This window comes from Sphingomonas phyllosphaerae, assembly GCA_036946405.1.
In the GTDB taxonomy this organism is placed as follows: Bacteria; Pseudomonadota; Alphaproteobacteria; order Sphingomonadales; family Sphingomonadaceae; genus Sphingomonas; species Sphingomonas phyllosphaerae_D.
Genome location: JAQIJC010000001.1, coordinates 1,256,576 through 1,276,485 on the forward strand (window position 1 = coordinate 1,256,576; position 19,910 = coordinate 1,276,485).

Annotated in this window: 22 protein-coding genes; all 22 read right to left on the reverse strand. The window is 68.2% G+C overall.

Annotation, left to right across the window (positions count from 1 at the left end; all coding sequences use genetic code 11):
• Nucleotides 1-39 precede the first annotated feature (39 nt).
• Nucleotides 40-207: a hypothetical protein gene (locus tag PGN12_05915; protein MEH3103424.1), complete on the reverse strand. Its 168-nt coding sequence runs from the start codon at nt 205-207 to the stop codon at nt 40-42.
• Complete coding sequence (locus PGN12_05920; protein MEH3103425.1) at nt 185-631, reverse strand: hypothetical protein; 447 nt, start codon at nt 629-631, stop codon at nt 185-187. The genes PGN12_05915 and PGN12_05920 overlap by 23 nt, the downstream gene beginning before the upstream one ends.
• On the reverse strand, nt 628-1,398 hold the full coding sequence (locus PGN12_05925) for a lysozyme (GenBank protein ID MEH3103426.1): 771 nt from the start codon (nt 1,396-1,398) through the stop codon (nt 628-630). Before PGN12_05925 ends, PGN12_05920 begins: the two co-directional genes overlap by 4 nt.
• Nucleotides 1,399-1,421: 23 nt before the next feature.
• The gene (locus tag PGN12_05930; GenBank protein ID MEH3103427.1) at nt 1,422-1,703 is read right to left on the reverse strand and encodes a hypothetical protein; all 282 of its coding nucleotides are present in this window, start codon (nt 1,701-1,703) and stop codon (nt 1,422-1,424) included.
• A 22-nt stretch (nt 1,704-1,725) separates the two neighbouring features.
• Nucleotides 1,726-2,013 carry a hypothetical protein gene (locus tag PGN12_05935; GenBank protein ID MEH3103428.1) on the reverse strand — a complete coding sequence of 96 codons (288 nt, stop codon included), beginning with the start codon at nt 2,011-2,013 and terminating at the stop codon, nt 1,726-1,728.
• The gene (locus PGN12_05940; protein MEH3103429.1) at nt 1,994-2,518 is read right to left on the reverse strand and encodes a hypothetical protein; all 525 of its coding nucleotides are present in this window, start codon (nt 2,516-2,518) and stop codon (nt 1,994-1,996) included. Before PGN12_05940 ends, PGN12_05935 begins: the two co-directional genes overlap by 20 nt.
• Nucleotides 2,519-2,527: 9 nt before the next feature.
• Nucleotides 2,528-5,668 (reverse strand): hypothetical protein, encoded by a 3,141-nt coding sequence (locus PGN12_05945; GenBank protein MEH3103430.1) that lies wholly within the window; start codon nt 5,666-5,668, stop codon nt 2,528-2,530.
• Nucleotides 5,665-10,644 (reverse strand): phage tail length tape measure family protein, encoded by a 4,980-nt coding sequence (locus PGN12_05950; protein MEH3103431.1) that lies wholly within the window; start codon nt 10,642-10,644, stop codon nt 5,665-5,667. Before PGN12_05950 ends, PGN12_05945 begins: the two co-directional genes overlap by 4 nt.
• Before the next feature lie 10 nt (nt 10,645-10,654).
• Nucleotides 10,655-11,068 (reverse strand): hypothetical protein, encoded by a 414-nt coding sequence (locus PGN12_05955; protein MEH3103432.1) that lies wholly within the window; start codon nt 11,066-11,068, stop codon nt 10,655-10,657.
• A gap of 17 nt (nt 11,069-11,085) precedes the next feature.
• Nucleotides 11,086-11,508: a hypothetical protein gene (locus PGN12_05960; GenBank protein ID MEH3103433.1), complete on the reverse strand. Its 423-nt coding sequence runs from the start codon at nt 11,506-11,508 to the stop codon at nt 11,086-11,088.
• Between the two features lie 114 nt (nt 11,509-11,622).
• Complete coding sequence (locus PGN12_05965; protein MEH3103434.1) at nt 11,623-12,063, reverse strand: hypothetical protein; 441 nt, start codon at nt 12,061-12,063, stop codon at nt 11,623-11,625.
• Between the two features lie 68 nt (nt 12,064-12,131).
• The gene (locus PGN12_05970) at nt 12,132-12,368 is read right to left on the reverse strand and encodes a hypothetical protein (protein MEH3103435.1); all 237 of its coding nucleotides are present in this window, start codon (nt 12,366-12,368) and stop codon (nt 12,132-12,134) included.
• Nucleotides 12,369-12,418: 50 nt separating this feature from the next.
• Nucleotides 12,419-12,820, reverse strand: a complete 402-nt coding sequence (locus PGN12_05975) for a hypothetical protein (GenBank protein MEH3103436.1) — start codon at nt 12,818-12,820, stop codon at nt 12,419-12,421.
• Nucleotides 12,820-13,341 (reverse strand): HK97 gp10 family phage protein, encoded by a 522-nt coding sequence (locus PGN12_05980; protein ID MEH3103437.1) that lies wholly within the window; start codon nt 13,339-13,341, stop codon nt 12,820-12,822. Before PGN12_05980 ends, PGN12_05975 begins: the two co-directional genes overlap by 1 nt.
• Nucleotides 13,341-13,691: a head-tail adaptor protein gene (locus PGN12_05985; protein MEH3103438.1), complete on the reverse strand. Its 351-nt coding sequence runs from the start codon at nt 13,689-13,691 to the stop codon at nt 13,341-13,343. The genes PGN12_05980 and PGN12_05985 overlap by 1 nt, the downstream gene beginning before the upstream one ends.
• A complete protein-coding gene (locus PGN12_05990; GenBank protein ID MEH3103439.1) occupies nt 13,688-13,996 on the reverse strand; it encodes a phage gp6-like head-tail connector protein in 309 nt (102 codons plus the stop codon). Before PGN12_05990 ends, PGN12_05985 begins: the two co-directional genes overlap by 4 nt.
• 1 nt (nt 13,997) lies before the next feature.
• A complete protein-coding gene (locus tag PGN12_05995) occupies nt 13,998-14,153 on the reverse strand; it encodes a hypothetical protein (protein MEH3103440.1) in 156 nt (51 codons plus the stop codon).
• 84 nt (nt 14,154-14,237) lie between these two features.
• Nucleotides 14,238-15,554 carry a phage major capsid protein gene (locus tag PGN12_06000; protein ID MEH3103441.1) on the reverse strand — a complete coding sequence of 439 codons (1,317 nt, stop codon included), beginning with the start codon at nt 15,552-15,554 and terminating at the stop codon, nt 14,238-14,240.
• Between the two features lie 22 nt (nt 15,555-15,576).
• Complete coding sequence (locus PGN12_06005) at nt 15,577-16,506, reverse strand: S49 family peptidase (GenBank protein ID MEH3103442.1); 930 nt, start codon at nt 16,504-16,506, stop codon at nt 15,577-15,579.
• A complete protein-coding gene (locus tag PGN12_06010; GenBank protein MEH3103443.1) occupies nt 16,503-17,786 on the reverse strand; it encodes a phage portal protein in 1,284 nt (427 codons plus the stop codon). Before PGN12_06010 ends, PGN12_06005 begins: the two co-directional genes overlap by 4 nt.
• 11 nt (nt 17,787-17,797) lie before the next feature.
• Nucleotides 17,798-19,498 (reverse strand): terminase large subunit, encoded by a 1,701-nt coding sequence (locus tag PGN12_06015; GenBank protein ID MEH3103444.1) that lies wholly within the window; start codon nt 19,496-19,498, stop codon nt 17,798-17,800.
• A 1-nt stretch (nt 19,499) separates the two neighbouring features.
• Nucleotides 19,500-19,901, reverse strand: a complete 402-nt coding sequence (locus PGN12_06020; protein MEH3103445.1) for a hypothetical protein — start codon at nt 19,899-19,901, stop codon at nt 19,500-19,502.
• Between the last annotated feature and the right edge of the window lie 9 nt (nt 19,902-19,910).

Consider the following 19,910-nt stretch of genomic DNA (forward strand, 5'->3'; position numbering starts at 1 on the left):
GATCGCCCGGCGATTGTTCTGGTGGTTGGAGGCCGGCGATCACTTCGCCTGGAGCAGCTCGCGGACGGTCTGCGGCAGGCTGGTGTCAGGCCAGGCGTCGATGAGGAGCTGGCGCTTGTCGTCGCAGCTCCAAAGATCGAAGCCGCGGTTGCGGATCGTGCTCTCGGCGTCGGCCGAGGTGGCGCTACCGTCGGGCTGCCGGGTCACCGGCGAGAGGCTGCACGGCTCGAGGGCTGCCGCCGGCGGCCTCACTCGCACCGGGACGGGCGGCATCGAGCGCATCGATGGCGCGCACGCGGTCAGGGCCAAGGCACAGAGCCCGGCCAGCATCAGTCTGGGCATATTCCCTCACGGTGTCGGTTGAGCGGATGATGAGCGGCGATCGCGCGGCGAGCCGGTCGGCGAAAGTCGACGTCGCTTTTGCCTCTTGCTGCGCGTTCGCGGCGACGAGCTCGGCGCGCTTGCGCGAGGCTGTCTCGCTCTCGAGCTTCGCCGCGCTGCGCTCGCGTTCCAGGTCGTGGCGAGCGTCGACGAGCTGGGCGCGCAGGACGATGACGGCGATCGCCAGCGCGCCGATCGGCAGCACGGGCCAGAAGCGGCGCAGCAGCGCGAGCGCCGGGCCGAGGCTCACGCGGTCACCTCGCCGAAGGTCTGCGCCTTCAGCTCAGCGAAGTTGCTCAGGTAGAGCGCTGCTTCCGCCGCACGCCGGCGGACCAGGCCGGACGAGACCTCGCCGTCGATTTTGTTGAAGAGCGCGAAGGCACGCGCGGCCGCGTCGACCTGCGCCAAGCGGTGAAAGCGCAGCACGGACGACTTGCGGAAGGCGCCCATGCCGATGTTGTACGCCAGCGCGACCATCGCACCGAACTGTGCCGCGGTGACCGGCGTTCGGCCGATCGCCGCCATAACCGGCGCGGCGAAGTCGCGCGCGAGCAGCTGCGCGAACATCGCGTCGGCCTGCTCCTGGGTGATCCGGTCGCCCGCCTTCACCCGCCGGCCGTCGGGGTAATAGGTCATCCCCCAGCCGATCGTCCATTTGGCGGCCCGGCAGCGGTATGCGGTCAGGCGGCAGCGCTCGAAGTGGTGGAGCAGGGCGATCGCCACGGGCCCGACGATCAGCGCCGGCGTCGGCGAGCTGATCAGGCCGAGCCGATGAGCGGCGGCCGGCTGCGGCACCACGCGCGCGATCGCCACGCCGACGAACAGCAGCAGGCCGATCCACGCCTGCAGGTGCTCGGGGAAGAGCGTGCGCACGTCGGCCGGCATGCTGAGCCATGCGGCCTGCAGTGTGGCGGGATCGATCGCGACCAGCGCAGCGGAGATCATCGCGCCGATGGCGGCCACGCGGACGGACCAGGCGTGCGCCGCAGCGCGCGCCCGCTCGAGAATGAGCGACATAGGTGTTCCTTTCGGAGGTGAGGTCAGGGCCGCTCGGGGGTGCGGCGGATGAGCAGGTCGAGCTTGGCGTTGATCGCCGCGAGGTTGGCCTTCATGTCGCTCTGCTCGACGTCGCGCGTGTCGGCGCGGCCCTCGAGCTTCTCGATGCGGCGCGTGTTGTCCTCGACCTTGCCCAGCATCTTGCCGCCGCCCACCAGCAGGCCGACCACGGTGATCAGGAGGGCGAGGACCGGGATCAGGTCCTTCCAAGACGCGCGTGCGGTCGGCGCCACGACGACAGCCGTGGCGGTGGGGGTGTCGGTCATGAGGATCTCCGCGCCGGCGGCGCTATGGGGTGGGCGCGTTGCCCAGGAAGGCCGTCTCGACGTTGCGCCGGCAGTGGCCGGGCTCTTCGCCGAGGAGGATGAACAGGCGATCAATTGCTGGCGCGAGGATCCGCGCCCACCAGGCACCGCGGAGCTGGCCACGGCCGACGTAGCTGCTGATCGTTTCGTCGGCGGATGGGCAGACCGCAGTCAATCCCGCGATGTAGAATAGCCCGACGGCGAGGACCTGCGCGAGCTGGTCGATCGAGACCAGCAGCTGCCGCGCGACCTCAAGCGCCCGCCGCAGCACCGATCGCGCTCCAATCGATGGTCTGCGCGGTGATGATGCCACCGACGGTATCGGCCGCGGCAACGTTGCCCTTGGCCGCCATGCGCTTCGCCTCGATCGCCGCGCCGATCGTCACCCAGGCATCGGCCTGCGCGATCACCTCGGCGGCGAGCTCCGCAATGGACATTCCTCGAGCTGACGCCTCGGCGGCGAGGAACGGGGCTGCCGCGTTGTTGTCGGCCACCCACGCGCGCGCTTCGCTCTCCTTGCGGGTGTAGGTCATCGCCTGCCCGGCACCGGGCGTCAGGAAGAGGCCACGCATCCGCTCGGCGGCGGTGTCGATGTCGGAGCAGACCGCCGCGCGCAGCAGCGGCAGGTTGACCGTCGGGCCGCTGATCACGCCTTGCGGCACAACCGCCATCCCAACGCCTTCGGGCACCAGCTGAAGCGCTGCGGTGCCCGGGGAGCCACTCCCGCGCCACAGCTCGGCTCCGGACGCGAGGTCGAAGAAGATCCAGTATTCCATGACAGCACCTCAGAGAGCGGTCCAGTAGAGGGAGGCGGACGGGTCGTTCATGTGCGTGTACGCCTGATCGGTACCGCGATTTACGAGCCGCCAGCGGATAGTCCGCGCTCCCCACATATTGATCGCGCGAACCACGTAATTGGCGAGGCCACCGATCCGACTATCGGCAAGCGGTATCTTGTAATCGCCAAGCACATTGTTGGCGGTGTCGAGCAGCTGGACTGAAGGATAGGCAGCCGCGACTGCGCCGTTCGTGGAGCTGATCTGTGCTGCAGAAACAGTGAAATACAGCGAGCCGCCATCGCCGATCGGCATATCGCCGGCGATGCCGTCGACGGGTACGACGCCAGTGTTGTAGTTGGCAGCAAACGGGCCAGTGCGGCTTGCCTGCGTCGTGGCGGTCATCGTTGCGCGGTTGAGCGTGCGAAGGGTGACGGCACCGTCGACGATCAGGTCGCCGCGAACCAGCATGTTGGCGCCGACGTAGAAGAGCGGCGAACTGCCATCCGACTTCGACAGGCTGATCATCGCCTGCCCGTCGGGCGTCGTGCCGACCACGCGCCAGTAAACCGACGTCCGCTGATCGATGCCGGAAATTGCCCCGGCCTGTACCTCGACTTGTCCTACGCGGTCGTTGAGGCTCGAGCGCACGGTCTCAAGGGATTGCGCTACAGCTCCAGCCTTCGCATCGGCGATCGCCGTCGCGCGGTCCTCGATCTGCGCCGACAGCGCCCGCTTCAGGCCACTGTCGGTTGCGAGATTGACCTGCGCCTCCAACGCCGCGGCGCGCGAAGCGGCGGCATAGAGATCCGGCAGGTCAGCGAGGGTATCCTCAGACGCCTTCACGCGAGCGGTGACCGCAGGGATCGTGACGTCGATCGCCTTTCGAGCGGCAATCTCGGCATCAGTTGCCGGGCGGATGCCGCAGTAATACCAGTCGATCTGCTTAGCTTCCATTGGAGCGAAGCCGCCCCAATTCTGCATCAGGTGCCAGTTGTTACGAGGCTCGTTGATCTTCACGAGCTTCGACCAGCGCCGACGCTTATCGATACCACCCGAACTAACGGTGCCGTTTGTATCGGCTTCCCGCGCGAAGTCGAAGCTATAGACGCCATCGACTGTCATACCCGTGCCGAGGTAGGAACCGGCACGAAGGATCGTGTCCGCCTCCATGACCCACCAGCCGGCGTCGATCAGGATCGGGGTTTGCTGCCAACCCATATCGATCCCGGCCGGCATGTCATGGCGATAGGCATAGCCGCCGCGGCGACCTTCCGCCGCGATGCGCATCGCAGCGCCGACAACGTTCGCCCACCATACCCAGCCCGGCGCCGTGTTGCCGTTCGCATCCGGCCAGAAAGAGAAATCGGGGTTCGCGTTCAAGGTCGTGGTGCGCGGCGAAAGCGCCGAAACTTCCAACGTGCTGGCGCGGCTGCCGAGCGCCCGATCGGCTTCGGTGTAGGCGGTGGTGACGTCACGGGCGCTGGCACTGACGCGCTCGCTCATGCGCGCCTCGATCGCGACGCTTTCCCGCGCCGCAGCGGCATCGCGGCTGATAGCCGCCTCGTCGACGCGCTGGATTTCGGCGCGCGCTTCGGTGTCGATCCCCTCGTTTCCGCCAGCGACAAGCTCGTCGACGCGACGATTGACGCTGTCGGCGTTCTGAAAAGCATCGTCAGCGCGCTGCTTTGCGGCCGTGATCCGATCGCCGGCATCTGCTACCGCCTTGTTGACGGCCGGGATGGTGACGTCCGTCAGCTGCTTCTGCTGCGCCGTAGTTGCCGCGATCTCCTTCAGCACATCGGCTGCAGGCTTGCCGCCGACCGCGTTCGTGTCCTTGGACGTGTTCTGCCCGGTCACATCCGCATTGTTGGTTGGCCGCGTGCCCTTCGGATCAGAGATGTTCTCCCACGGGATCGTGAGCGGGCCGGTCGGCGCTGCGTCACTCAACCCCTCCACCGAGAGCGAAAGTTTGCTGAAGCGTTCGCCGACTTCGATCGAGAACTCTTTGAAGAAACCGTAGACCGTCAGGCTGTCGGTTCCGGCGTCGCCGATCCAGAGCGAGGGGCGCGCCCGAACGGCGGCGATCCGGTTGGCGACCGCGTCGACCGCATCGGTGCGCAGCATGCCACGGACCGACATGCGCTTTGCCCACGACCGCTGTACCACCGTCACGCCGCCGAAGTCGTCGACCTCCTTGCGGCTGTAATCGGTGATGCCGGCGCTCGGCGATTGCTCGGTCGTGCCAAGCCCCACGACCGTGCCGACCAGGAGCGTGCCAACGGAGACCTGCCCGCTGCCGGCGATCGTGACGGTGACGCGCCCGCTGGTCGTCGGAAGGTCGAGGAAGGTGATCGCGCCAGCGTCGACGGCGATCGTGCGATCGTAGCCGGTCGCCTGCACCCGCACCGTGCTGCCGGCGACGTCGAGCAGCGCGACGGCGTTGACCGAGCCTGCCTCGAGGCCGACCACGATCGAGCCGTTGGCGCTGGTCGCGGTGCCGAGCGCCTGGTCGAACATGGCCCAGCGGTTCGTCGGCCCGACGGTGAGCCAGGCCGCGGGATCCGTGATGGGATCGCGCCCCTTGTTGCCGGCGACGAGGCTCTCGTAGACGACATGCGCCCGCATGACGCGCACGCCGGCGGCATAGGTGGAGCCGGCGGCCCACGATGCGGCGTCGGTCTCCGCAACGCTGCTCTGCGCCAGCATTGCCTCACCCAGCGCCACCGGCTGCAGCAGGCGCAGGGTTGGAGTGCCACCGCCGAGGGTAGGATTGATGCCGGGATCCGCGGCGATCTCGGTCTGCGTGAACCCCTCGACGCTCAGCGTACAATAGCTGACCGGCGGAAGGTTTAGGTCGAGATCGAAGTCCTTGAAGAACCCGCGGGCGGACAGCCAGGCGATCTGCTCGTCCGCGATCCACTTCGCCGGCGTCGCGCGAAGGCTCGCAAGCCTGCGCTGAAGCACGTCGACGTCGGTGAACGGCAGCTTCAGCTTGACAGACATGCGGCGCGAGAAGCCACGCTCCACTACCGTCGTCACGCCGAAGTCATCGGTCACGCGGCGGCTGTAGTCGGTGATCGTGATCGTCGGCGCGGTCTCGACCGTGCCGAGCTCGATCGACTCGCCGCTATCGAGAACGACCCTCACGCTGCTGCCTGCGTGATGCTGATCGCGTCGCCGGCCTGAGTTACGGCATCCAACGTCTTGGCGATGCGGCCGGTGTTGCTGGCAGTGGCGGCATGGCCGGTGTTGTTGTCGCGACGCATGCCGACGGTCTCCTCGAGCAGCTGCGCCAGCGTCTCGGCCAGCGTGTCTTCCGAGAGCTGCGATGCGCTCGCCGCCTCGCTGGCCGCTGAGCTGGCACTCAGCTGATCGTTTGCGGCCGTGCCAGGCCCGCCGGCGCTCGCCGCGAAGATGCTAATTGCCGCATAGGTCGCCTCGAGCGACGCCGCCGTCTGCACCTTCACCCGGTCGAGTTCCTGCTTGCTGGTCGCAGCGTTCGCGGCCGCCGCGAGCAGCGCCTGCGAAATCTGCGGCAGGGTCTTGGCGGCGTCCTGGTCACCGCCGCGCGCGGCATCCGAGGCGATGTTGAAGCGGCTCATGATCGCCGCGAACCCGCCGGCGGTGTCGGCCTCGTTCAAGCCGCGGATCCGGTTGACCTCGTCCATGATGGTGTCGCCGACCGACTTCCATGCGTCACGCAGCTCCTTCGCCGCCTTGGCTGCGTCCTGAGCGTCCTTGACCGACCAGATCTGCTCTTGCAGCGCGCGGTTGCTGGCATCGAGCTTGGCGAGATCGAGCGCGCGGATCGCCGCGGTGTTGCCCGACAGCTCGAGCAGCTGGCGTTCGAGATCCTGCCGCTCGGCGAGCACGTCGGCCGCGCTCTTGGCGCCGTCCATGGCGGTCTTCAGATCCGCGAACGCCGGCGCCAGGTTGAGCAGCGCGGCATAAGTCGATCGGCCGGCCGCGGTGGTGAGATCCTGCGCCTCGACGAGCTGGCGGAAGCCGGCCAGCGTCTGCGGTACCGTGAGGCCCAGGCTCGCAAACACGCGGTTCATCTGCGCTGCCTGCGCCGCCTGCTTTTCCTCCTGGGTGTAATAGGCGTCGGCATAGGCCTGCACCGCCCCGGTGAAGTCGCTGACGCTGTCGAACTGATCGGCAAGCGCCACCTTCATATCGATCCCCAGAACGCGGCTACTGCCGCCCAGGAGGTCGAGCGCGGTGGTGACGGCCTCGACGGTCGAGGCGACGCGGGTCAGCGTCTCGAAAGCGCCCTCGCCGGCCTTCTGGAAGCGCGACAGGCCCGGGAACGCGGCCGCGGCCATGTTGTCGGCCGCGGCGCCGAATACGGCGTTGAGCTTCTCCTCGATCTGCTCGCCCGTCAGGCCTTTAAGATCGACCTTGCCGAGATTGAGCACGAAGCCGTTGAGCCGGCGCTGGATCTCGTCGGTCGACTGGCCGAGTGGTCCGGCGGCCGACGCGATCGCGTCGTTGAACTGGCGCAGAATGAGGGTGAACTGCCCCTCGAGCTCGCCGCTCGCGCCGGTGTATTGCGTCGAGGTCTTCGACCCCGTCTTGATGCCGAGGAAGCTCGAGGTTTTCTTGACGTCCGAATAGTAGGACGCATCGAACCCGCGCGAAAGGATGCTCTCGAGGGTCTGATCCTTGGCATACAAGCCGCTGCCGGTGACCTCGGTCTTGCTGCCGAACAGTCCGCCTAGGATGCCGCCGATCAGCGGGATCTTGCTCAGCACCGAGCCGATCAGGTTCTTCTGGAAGCCCTCGGTCACGCCGGCCGATGCGTCGACATTCCCGGCGCGCACAATCTGCGCGGCGACCCCGCCGATCGCGCCCTCGATCGAGCGAAGCGAGGCCAGCATCTCGCGCGTGTAGACGCTGGTGGCGGATTCTATGCCGGCCAGGTTGTCGACCGAGCGCTTCAGGCTCTCCGACTGCTTGGCCGGATCGCCAAGCACGGTTCCGGTGCCGGTGTTGGTCACCGGCGCGCTCGCGCCGCTGCTGCGCGACGAGAAGATCGTGACGCCGGCGGCAACCAGCGCGGCTGCGGTCGCTGCCATGGCGGCCATGTTGAAGGGGAAAGGCAGCTTGGCCTGCGCCGACACGCCCTCGGCACCGTTCGCCGCAGCGCGGGCGCCGCTGTTCGCGACCGACGAGATCGTCTCGCTGACGTCCTGCACCATCGCGCGGACCGACATGGCGAACTCGAAGGCGCGATAGACCTTCTCGGCCGCCATGAGCGCGGCATAGCCGCGGCTCTTCTCGTCGAAGAGCCCCTTCGCGGCCGACGTCATGTCGCCGTAAAGTCCGATCTGCGCGGTCGCGGTGCGCACCTCATACTGCGCGTTGGCGCGGCGTAGCGCAGCCGTCTTCGCCTCGCCGGCGGGCAGCTGGTTCGCGATCTTGAGCTGCTGGCGATAGACGTCGGTCAGGCGCTGCTGGTCGGCACGGAATTGCGCGAAGATCGCCGCGGTGTCGCCGATCGCGCGACCCACGTCGCCGAACGCGTCGGCCATGCCGCGCGCAGCGTTGGTGACGTTGGTGGCGATGCCGTCGAGCAGCTCGGACTGATGATTGAGGCTATTGTTGAGCGCGTCGGTGAGCAGCTGGCGCTGCACCTCGCCCTCGGCGATCTTGGCCTGCGTCTCGATATATTTCGCCGCGTCGGGCCCGGTCCACTGCCGGCGTGCGGCCTCTTGGGTCGCGGTGAGGATCGCCATTGACCGCGCACGCGCTGTGTCGGTCGCACCGATCAGGCGGATCTCTTCCTGGAGCTGCTCGAGCCGATCGTTGGCACCGCCCTGCGCGGCCTGCAGTGCGGCACGACGCTCGGCATCGGTGAGCGCGTCGCGCGCCGCGCGGGAGTCGGCGAGCGCCTTATTGGCCTCCTCGACGGCACGCGTGCCTTCCTTGCCCTTGATGGTGCGCGCGGCCTCGAGCGCAGCGAGCAGCGGCAGATCCGCCATGCGGTCCTTCAGCAGCTCCGCGGCGCGCTCGGCCGGGATGACGCCGGCAGCAACGTCGTCGTTGACCAGCTGCTGCTGCGCGGCCTGCTCCCGCATCGCGGCCGAGGTTCGCGCCGAGTCCGAAACGCGCTGCGCGACCGCAAGCCGGATCTGGCGCGAGATGAACGCCTCGGCCTCGCCGCGCTTGAGGATTGCCGCGGTCTCAGCCTTCACCTCGGCCTCGGCGATCAGCGCTGCGGCACCCGATACCCGGTACGCAGCCGCAATCTTGTACTGGCCGGCGATCTGCGCCTCTTCGGCCGCAGCTTGGCGCGCGAGCTGCTCGGCATGGCGGTCTACCTTCGGCGGCGTTGGAGCATTGAAGCCGATCTTGTCGGCGAGCCGGTCACGAGCATTGTCGACGGCCGCCTTACGGATCCGGCCGCCCAGCTTCGTCAGATATTTGTCGGCAGCGTCATAGGACGCACCGAACGTCTTCTCCAACAGCTTCGGATCGCCCTGTCCGACCAGCGTCTTAGCGAGACCGGTGAAGCCTCCCTTTTCCAACTCGCCGAGATATGACTTCATGCCGGCAACACCCGCGTACAGGCCTGCCAATGCCTGCCGCCCGTAGGAGGTGAGATCGTCGAGCAGCGTCTTTACGTCCTTGCCCATCGACTTTACGTCGCTGACAAAGACGGCCATCACGTCCTTGCCGACCACCTCGAACATGGCCTTGGACGTGTCCGCCCAGGTGACCGTCTCGTCCTTCAACTTGAACAGCTCGGCCTTGGTCGCGTTCGCGCCGCCGGTGATCTTGCCGAGGTCGCGGGTCAGATCGTCGTTGGTGACGCCCTGGTTGATCCAGCGGTTGAACAGCGCAAAACCAGCGGTCGCCGCGCCAACTAGGCCGATCAGCGGCGCGAAGCGCAGCGCGAACATGCCGATCTCGGCGGCAAAGCCGCGAATCCCGCCCTGTGCCATCATCGCGACCTGGACGAGCTGCCCGCCCTGCTGGATCAGGACCGTCAGCGGCTTCTGCCCGGTGAGCAGGCCCTGGATGATGTCGGGCGACTGTAGTGCGAGCTGCTGGACCGCGAAGCCCTGCCGGCGGACCGACTTCTCAACCTCGTCGACGCTGGCGGCGAACTTCTTCGAGCCGGTCGCAACGACGTCGCCCGTGCCGGCGACCTGGCGCGCGTGCGCAGCCAGCGCCTCTCGGGCACGGTTTGTCTCGGCGGCATATTCGTGCTGCCTGATCGCGCCAGCGGCCAGCAGCCGATCGGCGCGGTCCATCTCGTCGTCGAAACGGCGCTGCGCGGCGAACATCGGGTCGAGCGACGCGCGGACCGCGGCTGCCTCGCGCGCGAGCGTGGCCTCCGCCTGGGCGGCATCGCGCGCGGCCTGCGCCATCTGGCGGGCGTGCGTCTCGAAGAGCTGGAAGCCGAGCGCAGCGCTGCGCGCCTCCTGGGCGGTCTGCTCGAGTGCCAGCGCGCGCGCCGCAGCATCGGCCTCGCGCATAGCGCGAGCGCCTTCTCGGGCGCGCGTCTCGAACTGCTGGAAGGCGAAAGCGGCGGAGCGGATCTCCTGCGCGTGACGCTCGGCTTCCATCGCCTTCTCGGCCGCGGCCGCTTCGCGCATCGCCTCGGCGCCCTTCCGGGCGGCTGTCTCAAACATGTGATAGGCCTGCGCTGCTTCGCGCGTCGCCTGCGCCTCGGCCGCGGTTGCCGCGGCGGCCTTGGCGCGCTGATCGTTGAGAAGCGCCTCCTCGGTGCGCAGGCGGCCGACCAGCTCGACCATGCCGCGGTCTTCGGCCGCCTTGGCAGCGGTCGCAATCTTGAGCGACTGCAGCTCCTGGCGCGACATGCCGAAGGTGGCGTTTTGCCGCTCGAGCTGGCGCACCAGGCTCTCGGCCTCACGCTCGACCCGGGCGAAGTCCTGCGCGGCGCTGCGTGTCTCGCGGCCGAGCGAGCGGAACTCATCGGCCGCGCGCTTGAGGTCGGTGCCGCTCATCACCGCGCCCTGGATGCGCTGAAATTCGCGCACCGCGTTCGCGGCCGTCGAGCCGATCAGATCATCGAGCGTCTTGAGCCCGCCGAAGCTGTCGCCGAAGTCGATATCAAAACCGACGCCAAAGCCGGGGGAGCCGTCTTCGTCCATCCGGACCTCCTCATCCCAGCAGCTTCTCGAGCCGCGCTACTTCGACGTCGATTTCGCGTTGCGTGACCGGGACCTGATGCGGGGCGGAGCACGTTTCACTCTCTGCCCGGCGGCTCTCGGCCACGTAGGCCGAGGACAGCGTGCGGAGCAGATTGGCCTCCCAGGGCGACAGGCGGATGCACATCGACTGCTGCCAGCCGGCGATCTCCGCCCACCCCAGCGCCGCGATGCCCATGCCGGTCGGCTGGACGATGCCCATGGCGATGAGCCAGCCAGTGATGTGCGGCGCCGGGTTCGGTGGCATCGGGATCGGCAGCTTGTCTTTCTTCAGCTGGTCGATCCGCGTCAGGCGGCCGGCCTGGCGCTCCGGATCCGCTCGCCTGGACCCGGCGTGCGGCTTCGGCGTGGCATTGAGCCACGCCATCTGCCGCACCCAGAGGGTCAGCTCGTCGGCGAGCCGGGCGTGAACTTTCCCCAGTCACCAACGAACTTGACGACCTGCTCCTTGATCCAGCCGAGCGCCGGGTCGGAATAGACCGCATGGTAGAGCGCCGCGCCCGAAAGCGGGCTGCCGTCGGGGGCATCGTGTTCGATGTGGCGGAAGCCTGCGGTCAGCGTGGCGAGATCCTCGGCCGCCTCGACGCGGCGGATGGCGAGCGGCACGTGCGCGATCTTGTTCTCGTTGTCGGCCATGCGCTTCACGACGCGCGCCGACTGACGCTCCTCGATCTGGCCGTGCTCGGCCGAGCCCGGGCCGAAGAGGTCGATGCCGACCTTCTCGCCGGCGTCGAAGAGCGGGACCCCGTCGGGACCCTTGAGATGGAGGAAAGCGGTCATAGCGACAGCGAGCGTGGCAATCTTCATGGCAGATGGTTCCTTCGCGGGAAGTTTCGCGGGATGCACCGACCCGCCCCGTCCCGCGAAGCGCAGGGCGGGCCGATGCTCATGATCCGGCTTGGGGCCGGAATGGGGGTGGGATCAGGCCTTGATGGGCTTGGTGCAGATGCCGATGTCGGCGTTGATCATCAGCACGGCTTCGGCGCCTTCGACGCTCTCGGGCGCGCCGAACACGCGACCCTGGCAATAGCGGACCGCGCCGGTCGGATACGTGACCTTGAAGGCGTAGAGCTTGTTGGTCTCGTCCTCGGCAGCGGTGTGCAACAGGGTCTGACCGGCGTCGGCCTCGTCATAGGCGGCCGACGGCGAGAGCTGGCCGTAATCGACCGCCCCCTTCAGCTTGTCCTTCGGCCCTTTGAGCGGCTGGAACTCGGTCTTGCCGAAGCTCGCGCCGATCGCGCCGATCTTGTCGATGCCACCGATCTCGGTGAAGGCGAGTGCAGCAAAGGCGGCGCCGGTCTGTGCGGACGGGGTGCCCGCGGAAATGGCGAGCGCCGTGCCCGCCGCGGTGGTGGAACCCATGGTGTTTTCTCCCTGTGGGCGAGCCGGAACTGCCGGCTGCAGTCACCCGCGGACGCGGGCAAGGCGGGTCAGTTGAGCGTCTTGCTCGACTTGCGCGTGCGCTTCGGCTTCGCCGGCGCCGCGGTGGTGGTGGCGACCTCGGCGACAGCAGCCTCAGGCTCCTGCGGCCCGTCGGTGTTGACCAGGCCGGCGGCGCGATAGTTGGCCAGCTCGGCCTCGCTCACGTCGACGTGCTCGCCGGCGGTGAAATTGCGCTGCGTGCCCGCGTCGCTGAAATCGCGCGCGGCGTAATGCTTCTTGTTCATGCGGTTTCTCCAGGGGAATAGCCGCACGGCGGGAGGAGCCGGGCGGGAGGTCAGTCCAGGGTGTCGAATCCCACCCTGAAATCTTGCGTCTTCTCGAAGGTGTCGGCCGGGCCGATCACGTCGGGGCCACCGCCGGCGAGCTGCACCACCACGCTGCCGGCATCGCCAACCGCGCCGATCGCGCCGATCGGGATCCCGCGGACCAGCTTCATCACCGCGAGCTGGTCGGCGTAGGAGGCGGCGCGCACCATCACCGACACGCGCGCGATCGAGCGCGACCAGCCGGCGCGCTTGAGCGTAACCCGGTCGATGATGCTGACCTCGCGGACCAGCAGCGATGGCAAGGCAGCGCCTTCCGGCAGCCGGCCAGCCTTGATGCGCGCGATCGGCACCACGTCCGTCAGCGGCTCGTGAGCCCGCAGCAGCGCACCGATGATCTCGACGCTGGTCATCAGTCCACCTCGTCGATCGGCCGACCAGCCAAGGCGCCCTTGCGGACCTGCTCGTCGATGTAGGCCTGTCCCGCGCGGATCGCCTCGGTGCGCTTCACGTCCAGCGCCGGCCGCATGAAGGGTTCCTGCTTCGCGCCCGGGTGCCAGACGGTCTTGCCGACCGGCTTGCCGTTGATCACCAGCACGCCGTCTTTGGCGAGCGTGTTGACCCGCCGCGCCGTGCGGCCGCCCGACCGCTCCATGTCGACGCTGATGTAGTGGCCGATCGTGCCGTACTCGGCCCAGATCGCCAGCGATCGGCCCCAGCCTTTCTTGACGTCGATGCGGACGCGGATGCGGCCGTCGGTCCCCTTGGCGACGACGATCACCTCGACCTCGTCGGAGGGCGCGCGGTCTTGAGCCTCCTCGGCAACGACCTTGCCCGCGATCCGGCCGGCGCCGTTGAGGACGCGCGCGATCCGCGTCGGTGCGTTGCGGATATAGCGTTGGACCTGGTCCAGGCCCTTCACGGTCACGGTCATCAGGCGGCGTTCCCGGCCGGGCGGTAATCCTCGACCATAAGCTCGAGGCCGGAGCGCCGGCCGAGCATCGCCGGCTCGGATACCAGCTGCATCGTGCGATCGGCGGTCACCAGGCGCATGTCTGGCGTCACGTCGTCGCGGAAATACATGCGCACGCGCGAACGGCGCGTGGCAACGGTAGCGCCATTGGCGGTCTGCTCGCCCCGGCTGGGCAGCAGGTCGCGGATCCCGATCCAGATCTCGTCGACCAGCGCCCACGCTCCGGAGCCGGCGCCTGTGAAGCTACCGTCGGCGATCGGCCGCTCGAGCCGCGCCGGCGTGTCCAGCTCGCTGGGTCGCACGACGATCATCCGAGCGTGATCACCATGTGCCGGCCGATCATCGGGCGCAGCTGGTCATCGGTAAGCTCGGGGGCTTCGCGGTTTACGAACAGATCCGACAGCGCCAGCTTGACGCAGTGGATCACCAGCGCCGGGACCTCCTCGGCGGTCGCCCAGCCGGTAGCGCCGACCAGCTCGCGGCCGAGAAACGCTTCAATGCGTCCCTCGGCCGCGGCGATCAGGCCAGCGTCGAGCGGCTGGCTGCCGGTGCGAAGGTGCGCGCGCGCAGCGGCGAGCGTCAGCACGGTGCCATCGCTCCCCACCACGTCGGCCATCTTACGCGGCCGGCTCGGGCTTGCTCGCCGGCGCCTTGTACGCCTCCGCGAACTTCTGCTCGATCAGGCGCTTCTCGGTCTCCTTGTCGAAACCGGCGATCTCGCCTTCGTTGTAGAGCGAGCCCTGCTGGCAGGGCTTGAGGAACTTGACGGCCATGACGGCTCTCCAATCCAGAAACGCGAAGGGCGCCCGGTTACGGACGCCCTTCGAGGGTGGTGATGGTGGGTGGCGGCGAAGCGCTTACGGCTTCCAGGTGACGCCGGTGAGCACCGCGAAAGCGGCGTCGTAGCGCAGCTGGGTGTCGTGCTCCTCGATGAGGCGGATCACCGTCTCGTCGTTGGAGAACGCCGAGCGCATCGTCCCGTTGTCGTCGTAGGCAGCGCTGTCCGAAGCGGCTAGCGTCACCTGCTGGGTGTCGCCGATCAGGAACTGCTCGAAGTCGCCGAAGTAGACCTCCGACTCGTTCGTGCCCGCGCCGAGGTTGTCCGGCACCGACGTGGTGACAAAGATCGGGTAGGTGCCGAAGCGACCCTCCGCGACTTCCGGGAACGCCTTGTTGCCGTTGCCGTCGGTGATGTTCTCGAGGAACGACTGGACGGTCGGCGACATGATGTACGCGCACTTCGACAGCGGCACGTTGGCGTTGACCACCTTGAGCTTCAGGCGCGCCATGTCCGAGCGTACCGTCACCAGCGTCGGGTTGGCCGTCATCGTCAGGACGTTCCCGGCGACGATCAGCGAGCGCAGGCCGGTCGGTGCGAGCGCCGAGCCGGCACCGCGGAGGAACTGCTGATCTTCCTTGATCGCGGCCGAGGTGATCAGATCGTCGCGCACCATGGCGTCGACGCCGAACGAGGCGCGGCGGATCAGCTGGTTCGTGATCGGAACCAGCGCGCGCAGCGTCTTGGCCGACATGCTGAGCGTGCCGACGGTCAGGTCGGTCGTCGGCGCCGGCGAGCGCTCGCCGACATAACCCGCGCTCGTATTGCCGGTCTGCTTGCGCATCGTCAGGTTGCCGTCCGGCATCGGGACCGAGCGCGCGCCGGCGGCGCGGATCACGACACGCGGGCGCAGCAGGACGATGAAGTCGCGGCTGTACGCGGTGTCGACCAGGTAGCCGCCCTTCGTGTTGGTCGCCTGCTCCATGTTCGCGACGATCTGGCCGGTCTCGTCACCCCAGACCTGCTGCGAATAGTCGGCCATGCGGCGCTGGTCCTCGCCACCCGTCGCCGCGATCGCGAGCGCCACACGGCCGACCATCGCGCCGGGCTCCGGCTTCTCGGCCACGGCCGCGGGCACGCGCCCGGGCTGGCCGCCAGGCGCGTTGGTCGCGCCGGGGACCGTGACGGGCGCCGCGGCGCTCGACTTCAGCGCGAGCAGGTTCTCCTCGCGGGCGATCTTCGCCTGCAGGCCCTTGGCCTCCTCCGCCTTGGCATCGAACTCGGTCTGCTCCTCGGCGGTGAGGTCGCGATTGTCGTCGTTGGCAGCAGTCGCCAGAATGCCGTCCATCGATGCAACGACGGCCGCCAGGCTGGTCTTGAGCGCGGTGATGCGCATGGACACGTCTCCTTGGTGGGTTTCAGCTCGCCGCGCGGATCTGCGCGAGAGCCAGGTGGTTCGCCGCGGCCGCCCGCCGTGGCGTTGCCGGGCCGGACTTGGCGAGCCGGCGGATCGCCCCATCGAGGCCGTCGGGCTCGATGCGGTCGACCATGCCGGCCGCCTTGGCCGCCTTTCCGGTCAGGGTGCCGCCCTTGCCGAACTCGTTGCGAACGACGGCCTCGCTCACGCCGCGGCCTTTCGCCACGTTCGCGATGAAAACGTCCTCGATCGCGTCCAGCATCTGGCGGATCTGCGCCTGGCCTTCCTCACTCGAGAGGTCGGGCCGCTTGTTCGGCGCGTTGGAGCTGGCAATGTCGAGGTCGCGCCGGCCGTTGGCATCGGGCTCGACCTGGTAGGACGTGGAAATCAGCACGCCGATCGAGCCGACGACGCCGGTCGGGTCGAGGCTCATGCCGCCGGCGGCCGAGCTCCCGATCCAATAGGCCGCCGAGCAGCACAGGCCGGTGACGTGAACCGAGACAGGCTTCGGCGATGCCGCGACGAGGCGCGCGAAGTCGTTCACCTGCGCAACCGCGCCGCCCGGGCTGTCGATCACTGCCAGGATGTGGCGCACGTCAGGCGAGGCCTGCAGCGCGCGCAGATCGGCAGCCGCAACGTCGAGCGATGTCGCGCCGGAATATTCCGTCATGATGTTGGCGCGCGGAAAGATCGGGCCGAGCAGCGGGAGCATGCCGACGCCATCGCGCAGCATCGAGGTGCGCGTCGCCGGCGCGCGGGCGCCCATCGAGGCGACTGCCGAGACCTGCCGCTCCTGATGACCGTCGCCCTTGAGCGCCATCACCGCCGGATCGTCGAGGACGCGCAGCGCGATCGCCTCGATCGCCTCGAGATAGCCAGGCATGATCGCCCAGGGCTGCGACCGGATCGCAGCGAGCACGTGGTGCTTCATTCGTCGTCCTCTTGGGGCTGGGCGGGCGCCGGCGGGCGATGGTCGACCGGCTTGGAGGGCTGCTGGCTCTCGAGCGTCGAGCCGGAGCCGACGCGGTACTCGTCGCCGCCGGGCCGCTTGTTGCGGTTCTCGAGGTTGCGGACCTCGTCCGGGTTGAGGATCCCCTTGTCGATCGCGATCGAATAGGCCTCGTACCGGCTCTTGATGTCGCCCTTCAGCAGCGCATCCGGGTTGGCCTCGAAGAAGTGCCCCGGCTCGGCGAACTGATGCGTCATGTGCGCCTGCGCGCGGCCGAAATGGCCGAGCATGGTGTAGAGGTAGAGCTCGAGGCTCTGCTGCTCGATGTTGGAGAAGGTCGCGCGCGCCAGCTCGAAGAGCACATGCGGCGGCACGCCGAACGCCCGCGCCACCTCGACAACCGCGAAGCTGCGCGATTCGATGAACTGCGCCTCCTTGTTGTTGTGCGAGAGAAACTCGGCCTTCATCTCCTGGTCAAGGACCGCGGTCGCGCCGGCGTTGCGCGGGCCGGCGAAGCGCTGCTGCCAATCGGCGCGGATCTGCTTCTTCTCGTCGGCGCCGACCTTCGCCTTGGTGGTCAGCACGGTCGAGGGCTGGGCGTTGTTGTTCCAGAAGCGGGTCGCAAACTCGTTGGTCGACGCCGCGTTCTCGAAGGTGTTGGAGAGCAGCTTGAGCCGGTCGAGCCCGAGCAGGCCGTCACGGCTGAAGCCCGGCACGAACCACAAGTCGTTGCGCGTCAGCCGCTCGCGTGAGCCGTCGGGAAGGCTCGCGTCGTAGAAGACCTCGAGCCCGTCGGCCTTGTCCCAATGCTGGACCGGCTGGATCGCGTGCGGCAGCAGCCGCGACAGCGCCATCGGCCGGTAGAGCGGATCGCGGTGGATGTAGCTGCCGAAGCGCCCGCACATCAGCAGGTCGCCCAGCATCAGCTCTTTCAGCAGGAACGCCGGCTGCACCGCGTTGGCGCTGGTCGAGAACAGCAGCGCCTGGGGCGCATCGTCGACGCGCACCTTCCCCTGGTCGGTCAGCTTGTAATAGTGGAACGGCGTCATGGCGAAGAGGCCGCACAGGACCTCCAACGCGCGCAGCACCGCCGGCACGCTCAGCGCCTCGTGCTCGCCCATCGGCGCGCCGCGGCCGCCGGCGCCCAGCAGGTTAAGCACCGTCATGCCGCCGGTGTCGTCGAGGCCGTCGGCGCCGGCGACGATCGCGTCGGAGCTGCTCGTATCGCGCCAGGCGCGAACAGCTGCTCGAGCACGGTCCATCATTCCCATGCTCAGATCCCCGTATATTCGAAGCTGTCGGATTGCGGGTTGAGGGTCATCAGCACGACAGCGTTGAAGCCCGCGAGGAGCGGGTCGATCTTCGCCGTGCCGGAGACCTGCTTGGTGATGAGGATCGCGCTGCCGCGCGGCTCCACCTTCGCGTTGCCGACGCACCAATTCATCAGCCCCTGACCTGCGTGGAGCAGGGTGCCGTCCTTGAGCTTGCGCTCGGTGCCCTTGATCGCGCCGGTCAGGCGGAAGCCCTGCGGCACCGCGACCAGCTGCTCGGCCGTGAAGCCGCGCCCGATGACCTCGTCGACCAGCGCGGCGACGCCCTGCGGATCCAGCCCGATCGCCGCTTTCGACGGGAACAGCCCCGCATCGCGCACCCGCTCGAGCACGTCGGCAACCTCGATCAGATCCTGCGTCGGATCCTCGCAGCGGATCAGCGTCTTCTCGGCGACGAAGTCGTTGAGCCGGCTGACGATGTCCTTGCGCCGCTCGAACACGTCCAGGTGCGCCCAGGCATGATTCCACATCAACCAGGTGCGCGGATCCGCGCGGAGGCGGCCGAGCAGCGCCAGGCCGAACAGATCGTCGAGCCCGCCGCCATCGATGCCGGCGACCGCGACTTCGACCAGCTCGAGGAACTGCTCGAGCGAGCCGTCCCAGATCTCCACCGCCGCTTTCGCCTGCGCCCAATAGGTCGCGCCGATCCAGGCATCGTGCCGCAGCCCGACGCCGATCTCGACGTTGAGGTGCTTGGCGTAGAAGACCTGCTTGGTGCCGTCCTCGGCGTTGGCGACCTCGGCGAACTCGCTCTCGAGCCACTTCTGGCTGACCGATCGGCCGAGGTTCGGGTTGGTGATATAGAAGTTGGCCGGCACTAGGTGCTCGTCGGCTTCGAGCATCTCAGGCGGGAACTCGTAGAGGACCGGCAGGAACTGATCGTTGACGACGATGCCGTCGCGCACGTCGCGGGCGTAAGCGAGCTTCTCCTTGAAGACGCCGGCGGGCGGTTCGTCCGACTGCGTCGTCAGGTAGAGCGTGTATCCTTCCGGCCGCGAGACCTGGCCGCCGGTCGCTTCCCGGAGCATCGAGTCCGCGTTGGCCTTCTTGCCGAACAGCCACAGCTCGTCGACGAGCACCCGGCTGGCCTTCTTGCCCGAAACCGTCGCCGCGTCGGCCGCGACCACCTTCAGCGTCGCCTTCGTCTCGCGGTTCGTGATGAGCCGGTAGTGCTCCTGGATGTGGAGCAGGTCGCTCAGCTCCTCGTCGGCGCGGATCATATCGCAGGCCGGCTTGAAGCTGTTGCCGGCGACCTCGATCGTCGGCGCCAGGATCAGGTTCTCGTCCGACGGCCGCCATCCGCAGATCAGCTCGGTGAGCATGATGCCGGCGGCGATCGTCGACTTCGTGTTCTTCTTCGAAACGAGCAGCATGCCCTGGCGGATCATCTGCTCGCCAGTTTCGGCGTTGTACGCGCCGAAGATCGCGGCGGCGAAGTCGAGCAGCCAAGCGTCGGCCGATTCCCCGATCGTCCAGGTCTCGTCGGTCGCCGGGTTCACGCCCAGGTCGGCAATGCGTAGCGCGGTAAAGACCGCCATCTTCGCCTCGGCCGACGCCGGGAAGAGCGGCGAGAACGGGATCAGCGGCCGGCGATCGCGGATCCGATCCTTCCAATCGGGGCAGGCGGTCGACCAGGCGGCCATGTCAGTTGATCGTCCTGGTCGGCGCGCCGATCGCGCCGAACTTGCGCCCGACGGCGGTCGCCCGCTCCTGCTGCTGCGCCTTCTTTCCCTTCGCCGGCGCGGCCGCCTCGTTGATCGTCTTGAGCGTCGTCGCGAGGTTCTTTGCGATCTGCGAGCGCGCGGGCAGCGAAACCGCCTTCATCATCGCCTCGCGGCGGCGATCGTCCTCGTCGTTCGCGGTCGCGACCTCGATCATCTCCTCGAGCTCGCCCTGATAGCTCGTCATCGCGTCGAGCTCGTCGAACATGCGGGCGACCAGCTGCCGGCCATGGTCGGCGATCGCACCGGCTTCGATTGGCTCGGCCGGCGCGCGCGGCTCGACCACCGTCGGCTCCGGCCGCGGTACCGGCAGCAAAGTGCGCACCGGTTTGCG

What these genes read in the sequence shown, in the direction of transcription:
- PGN12_05925 (MEH3103426.1), bottom strand. Translation starts at nt 1,398, where the DNA reads ATGTCGCTCATTCTCGAGCGGGCGCGCGCTGCGGCGCACGCCTGGTCC.
- PGN12_05930 (MEH3103427.1), bottom strand. Translation starts at nt 1,703, where the DNA reads ATGACCGACACCCCCACCGCCACGGCTGTCGTCGTGGCGCCGACCGCA.
- PGN12_05940 (MEH3103429.1), bottom strand. Translation starts at nt 2,518, where the DNA reads ATGGAATACTGGATCTTCTTCGACCTCGCGTCCGGAGCCGAGCTGTGG.
- PGN12_05950 (MEH3103431.1), bottom strand. Translation starts at nt 10,644, where the DNA reads ATGGACGAAGACGGCTCCCCCGGCTTTGGCGTCGGTTTTGATATCGAC.
- PGN12_05955 (MEH3103432.1), bottom strand. Translation starts at nt 11,068, where the DNA reads ATGGCGTGGCTCAATGCCACGCCGAAGCCGCACGCCGGGTCCAGGCGA.
- PGN12_05960 (MEH3103433.1), bottom strand. Translation starts at nt 11,508, where the DNA reads ATGAAGATTGCCACGCTCGCTGTCGCTATGACCGCTTTCCTCCATCTC.
- PGN12_05965 (MEH3103434.1), bottom strand. Translation starts at nt 12,063, where the DNA reads ATGGGTTCCACCACCGCGGCGGGCACGGCGCTCGCCATTTCCGCGGGC.
- PGN12_05970 (MEH3103435.1), bottom strand. Translation starts at nt 12,368, where the DNA reads ATGAACAAGAAGCATTACGCCGCGCGCGATTTCAGCGACGCGGGCACG.
- PGN12_05975 (MEH3103436.1), bottom strand. Translation starts at nt 12,820, where the DNA reads ATGACCAGCGTCGAGATCATCGGTGCGCTGCTGCGGGCTCACGAGCCG.
- PGN12_05980 (MEH3103437.1), bottom strand. Translation starts at nt 13,341, where the DNA reads ATGACCGTGACCGTGAAGGGCCTGGACCAGGTCCAACGCTATATCCGC.
- PGN12_05985 (MEH3103438.1), bottom strand. Translation starts at nt 13,691, where the DNA reads ATGATCGTCGTGCGACCCAGCGAGCTGGACACGCCGGCGCGGCTCGAG.
- PGN12_05990 (MEH3103439.1), bottom strand. Translation starts at nt 13,996, where the DNA reads ATGGCCGACGTGGTGGGGAGCGATGGCACCGTGCTGACGCTCGCCGCT.
- PGN12_05995 (MEH3103440.1), bottom strand. Translation starts at nt 14,153, where the DNA reads ATGGCCGTCAAGTTCCTCAAGCCCTGCCAGCAGGGCTCGCTCTACAAC.
- PGN12_06000 (MEH3103441.1), bottom strand. Translation starts at nt 15,554, where the DNA reads ATGCGCATCACCGCGCTCAAGACCAGCCTGGCGGCCGTCGTTGCATCG.
- PGN12_06005 (MEH3103442.1), bottom strand. Translation starts at nt 16,506, where the DNA reads ATGAAGCACCACGTGCTCGCTGCGATCCGGTCGCAGCCCTGGGCGATC.
- PGN12_06010 (MEH3103443.1), bottom strand. Translation starts at nt 17,786, where the DNA reads ATGGACCGTGCTCGAGCAGCTGTTCGCGCCTGGCGCGATACGAGCAGC.
- PGN12_06015 (MEH3103444.1), bottom strand. Translation starts at nt 19,498, where the DNA reads ATGGCCGCCTGGTCGACCGCCTGCCCCGATTGGAAGGATCGGATCCGC.